This is a genomic window from Limnofasciculus baicalensis BBK-W-15, from assembly GCF_024178385.1.
Lineage (GTDB): Bacteria > Cyanobacteriota > Cyanobacteriia > Cyanobacteriales > Coleofasciculaceae > Limnofasciculus > Limnofasciculus baicalensis.
In genome coordinates this window covers 1-4,094 of the sequence record NZ_JAMZMM010000460.1, presented here as the reverse complement: position 1 = coordinate 4,094, position 4,094 = coordinate 1, and the positions used below count along the sequence as shown (strand labels likewise).

3 protein-coding genes and 1 pseudogene are annotated in these 4,094 nt (G+C 42.0%); 2 read left to right on the top strand and 2 right to left on the bottom strand.

From position 1 onward, the window contains the following. Positions 1-70: 70 nt before the first annotated feature. Complete coding sequence (gene uvrB, locus NJ959_RS26515; protein WP_256529846.1) at positions 71-2,071, top strand: excinuclease ABC subunit UvrB; 2,001 nt, start codon at positions 71-73, stop codon at positions 2,069-2,071. A 369-nt stretch (positions 2,072-2,440) separates the two neighbouring features. On the opposite strand, the gene NJ959_RS26510 is transcribed toward uvrB, so the two are convergent. Both NJ959_RS26510 and NJ959_RS26505 read right to left on the bottom strand, forming a co-directional pair. Then, positions 2,441-3,586: a DUF6745 domain-containing protein gene (locus tag NJ959_RS26510; RefSeq protein ID WP_254014757.1), complete on the bottom strand. Its 1,146-nt coding sequence runs from the start codon at positions 3,584-3,586 to the stop codon at positions 2,441-2,443. Between the two features lie 251 nt (positions 3,587-3,837). Continuing rightward, positions 3,838-3,933: pseudogene (locus NJ959_RS26505) on the bottom strand (IS200/IS605 family transposase); the annotation flags it as partial. Positions 3,934-3,988: 55 nt separating this feature from the next. On the opposite strand from NJ959_RS26505, the gene NJ959_RS26500 reads away from it, so the two are divergent. Beyond that, on the top strand, positions 3,989-4,094 hold a 106-nt coding region (locus tag NJ959_RS26500), incomplete at its 3' end, for a helix-turn-helix domain-containing protein (protein WP_254014758.1).

The window sequence follows — 4,094 nt, the reverse complement described above, 5'->3', positions numbered from 1 at the left end:
AACTCAAAACGGACTTCGTCCCGCTGCGCTAACAAAACTCAAAACTCAAAACTCAAAATATTCCCAAATTATGACAAAATTCCATCTCCAAGCCCCCTTTCAACCCAAAGGGGATCAACCCCAAGCCATTGCCCAACTTACCGCATCTATTAAAACTGGCAATCGTTTTCAAACACTACTGGGGGCTACAGGTACAGGAAAAACATTTTCCATAGCTTCAGTGATTGAAAATATCGGTAAACCTACCCTAGTTTTAGCCCACAATAAAACCTTAGCTGCCCAACTCTGTAACGAGTTAAGAGAATTTTTCCCTAATAATGCAGTTGAATACTTTGTTTCTTACTACGATTACTACCAACCTGAAGCTTATCTTCCCGTCAGCGATACTTATATAGAGAAAACAGCCGCAATTAATGATGAAATCGATATGCTGCGCCATTCCGCCACGCGATCGCTATTTGAACGGCGGGATGTTATTGTGGTAGCCTCGATTAGCTGTATTTACGGTTTGGGGATGCCTTCGGAATATCTCAAAGCAGCTATTCCTTTACGAGTTGGAGAGGAAACCAATCAGCGGCAACTATTACGAGATTTAGTCTCAATTCAATATAGTCGTAACGATTTAGATTTGGGGCGGAGTAAGTTCCGAGTTAAAGGAGATGTATTGGAAATTGGTCCTGCTTATGAAGATAGAATTATTCGTTTAGAATTCTTTGGTGATGAAATTGAGGCGATTCACTATGTAGATCCAGTGAGTGGGAAAATCATCCAAAGTTTAGATACTTTAAACATCTATCCAGCCCGTCACTTCGTTACTCCCAATGACCGATTAGAGTCAGCTTGTCAAGGAATACAACTGGAAATACAAGAACGTTTGGCTGAATTAGAAAAAGCAGGTAAATTAGTGGAAGCCCAGCGTTTAGAACAACGAACTCGCTACGATCTAGAAATGTTACAGGAAGTGGGGTATTGCAATGGCGTGGAAAACTATTCCCGTCATTTAGCTGGGCGACAACCAGGGGAGCCGCCAGAATGTTTGATAGATTATTTTCCTAAAGATTGGTTATTAGCGATTGATGAGTCTCATGTTACTGTACCGCAAATTAGGGGTATGTATAATGGCGATCGAGCTAGGAAGCAGGTGTTAATCGAACATGGGTTTAGGTTACCTAGTGCTGCTGATAATCGCCCATTGAAAGCAGAAGAGTTTTGGGATAAAGTAAATCAATGTATTTTCATTTCTGCTACACCAGGAGACTGGGAATTGGCACAGTCAGATGAGCAAATAATTCAACAGGTAATTCGTCCAACTGGTGTAATCGATCCAGAAATATTTGTCCGCCCTACAGAAGGACAAATTGACGATTTACTTGGTGAAATTAAAGATAGAGCCGATAAGGGAGAACGAACATTAGTTACAACTCTGACTAAGCGAATGGCAGAAGATTTAACTGAATACTTACAAGAGCGAGGTATTCGGGTACGTTACCTCCATTCAGAGATTCAGTCTATTGAACGAATTGAAATATTACAGGATTTGCAGGAGGGTAAGTTTGATGTCTTAATTGGGGTGAATTTATTACGAGAGGGATTAGATTTGCCAGAGGTATCTTTGGTGGCTATTTTGGATGCTGATAAGGAAGGGTTTTTAAGGGCAGAGCGCTCTCTCATTCAAACTATTGGCAGAGCAGCACGTCATATCCGGGGACAAGCTATTCTATATGCTGATAATTTTACTGACAGCATGAGAAAGGCTATTGATGAAACTGAACGACGACGAGGGATTCAAATGGCTTATAATAGAATGCACGGTATTACACCTCAGCCTGTGTTCAAGAAATCTAGTAATGCGATATTGGCATTCTTAGATGTATCGCGACGATTGAATGCTCAACAATTAGATGAAGCTTACATTAATATGGATGACTTATCTTTAGAACATATTCCAGAATTAATTACCCAACTGGAAGGGCAGATGAAAGAAGCGGCGAAAAAGCTGGAATTTGAGGAAGCGGCAAAATATCGCGATCGCATTAAGCATCTTCGGGATAAATTGGTAGGTAATAGCTAATGGCTAATTGCTAATTGTTAATTGCTAAGGGAATAGGGAGAAACTCAAAACTCCCCCATTCCCCTTGAAAGATTAGAAAATATTGAAATGACTCGCAATAGCTTATAAAAATCCTAAAGGTCAGTAGCCATCCTTCGGATTTTTCGACCATAGTAGCTGAAACGACGCAATCTCGTCAAGTATTGAGAATTAATCTTAATAAAGATAACGAAGTTAAGCGGCTTTCAGCCTTCGGGCATTTGTTACGTTATGTAAATTACTTGGTTTTTGAGGGAGAGGGGTTGGGTGTGAGGGCAAAAGTCTCTACTCCGGATCGGGACAATTCCCTACTTCCTACTCTCCACTCCCCATTCCCTATTTAAAAGAAATTCAAGTTTGTACAGCAAATTCTTCTGGTAAAATTCCCCAATTTATCCAGATAATCGCATCTCTAGCAGATTCCACATCTGGAGGTACTCGCAAAGCATGAATGTATCCCGTGCTAGGGCAAATCATCTTTAATAAACAAATAGGCTCAATATCCAGATCGGAGTTAATTTTTAACAAAGTGTAGTCTTGCCAAGAATCTAATTCAGTAGCTGGTAACTTCTGACAAATGCCATCCCAACCAATTCCCTGAATCAGCACTCGCCTCAATTCAGCATTTTCCTCTGTTAATAGCCATTCGGCTTGCCACTCTTGAGGATAAAGTTTCCCGTATTTTTCCGGTAAGATCGCTCCATGATAAGCATAGACAGTGAATCCGTCAGGAAATTCAATAGCAGGAGTGGCTTCAGCGTGGAGACGTTGTTGGTGATCGAAGGAAAGAATCAGGGGGCGATCGCAGACTAAGCAAATATCATCAAAAGGAAAAATCCAGCCACAATCCTTAATCATAAGTTGAAAGTCTAACCAATCCTCTTGAAGTGAAGGACAACAACCTAAAACAGACAAACCAAAATCAAGTAAACTAGCGTCAGATGCAAAAATTTCGGGTTGAACACCGCCAAAATCTCCACCGCTCAGGATATTTTCCAGACAGTCACTCAGTTTGCTTGACAAATCATCTCCCAGTTGTTGTCTCAATTCAGCTTCCAACAAACTCTCCAGTTGGCTGCCCGTTTGACTGGCTGGAGAATTACCCAAGTCATCCCAGAGTCGCCACTTTAGTTCATGCTCCAGTTCTTTGTAAAGATCCTCCATATTCCATTCCATAACGCGACGCAGTATGGAGTCTGGATTATCTCTTGGATCTATATCTGTTTCAACTCGTTCCCGCAATTCTATTGTCAATTGACTATCAGCTTGACTTTGTAATTCCCTGCCAATGTAACTCAAAGCAGCATAAGGGCTAGGAAAAAACAATAATTCAGGTTCTTGTTGACTTCTCCAAATCCAACGATAAGCAGCATTTACAGCTTCTGTGGCTTGGGCACGATTAATTGGTTCCGTAGAGAGTGCGATCGCTCTCCACTTTTCCCGATAAACTGGAATTAAAGCTTCCTGCTCCGGCGTAAGCTGCTCAATCTGCGACATCTGCCAACCCCCAAGCCTAACTCAACACTTCCCTCAACAGGCATTTTGGCACGATTTGACAAAATCAGGTTAGCTTTCTGCGCCGGAGAGCAATACACCATAGACGATCCGGCGCATCGAAGCGAAGCTGAGTACCGTCTTACGTTTTGGTGTGGGATGGATAGGCGGGAAAACGGAGGTACGGAGTTTTCTTGCTTAATCTGGCGAATCTTGACCTTCAATGTACTTCTTCAGTGCTGAGACCGTTACACCGCCACAAACAGACTCTTTCTGTACTTTGTTGTCAGGACTAAATGAGCTTTCAGGTCTGATACAGAGCGACCTCTAGATCCGAAATCATTTTTCATCTTGCCAAGCTCACTTAATTGGTATACTTAAAAAGTAACACCAAGCGTCAAGCAAGTGAGAACTGCCTACCAGTACAAGCTGCGTCCAACAAAGCACCAAGTTGCGGAACTTGACAGATGGTTGTCGATGCTCTGCGCTCAATACAACTATTTGTTGGGCG

What these genes read in the sequence shown, in the direction of transcription:
- uvrB (WP_256529846.1), top strand. Translation starts at nt 71, where the DNA reads ATGACAAAATTCCATCTCCAAGCCCCCTTTCAACCCAAAGGGGATCAA.
- NJ959_RS26510 (WP_254014757.1), bottom strand. Translation starts at nt 3,586, where the DNA reads ATGTCGCAGATTGAGCAGCTTACGCCGGAGCAGGAAGCTTTAATTCCA.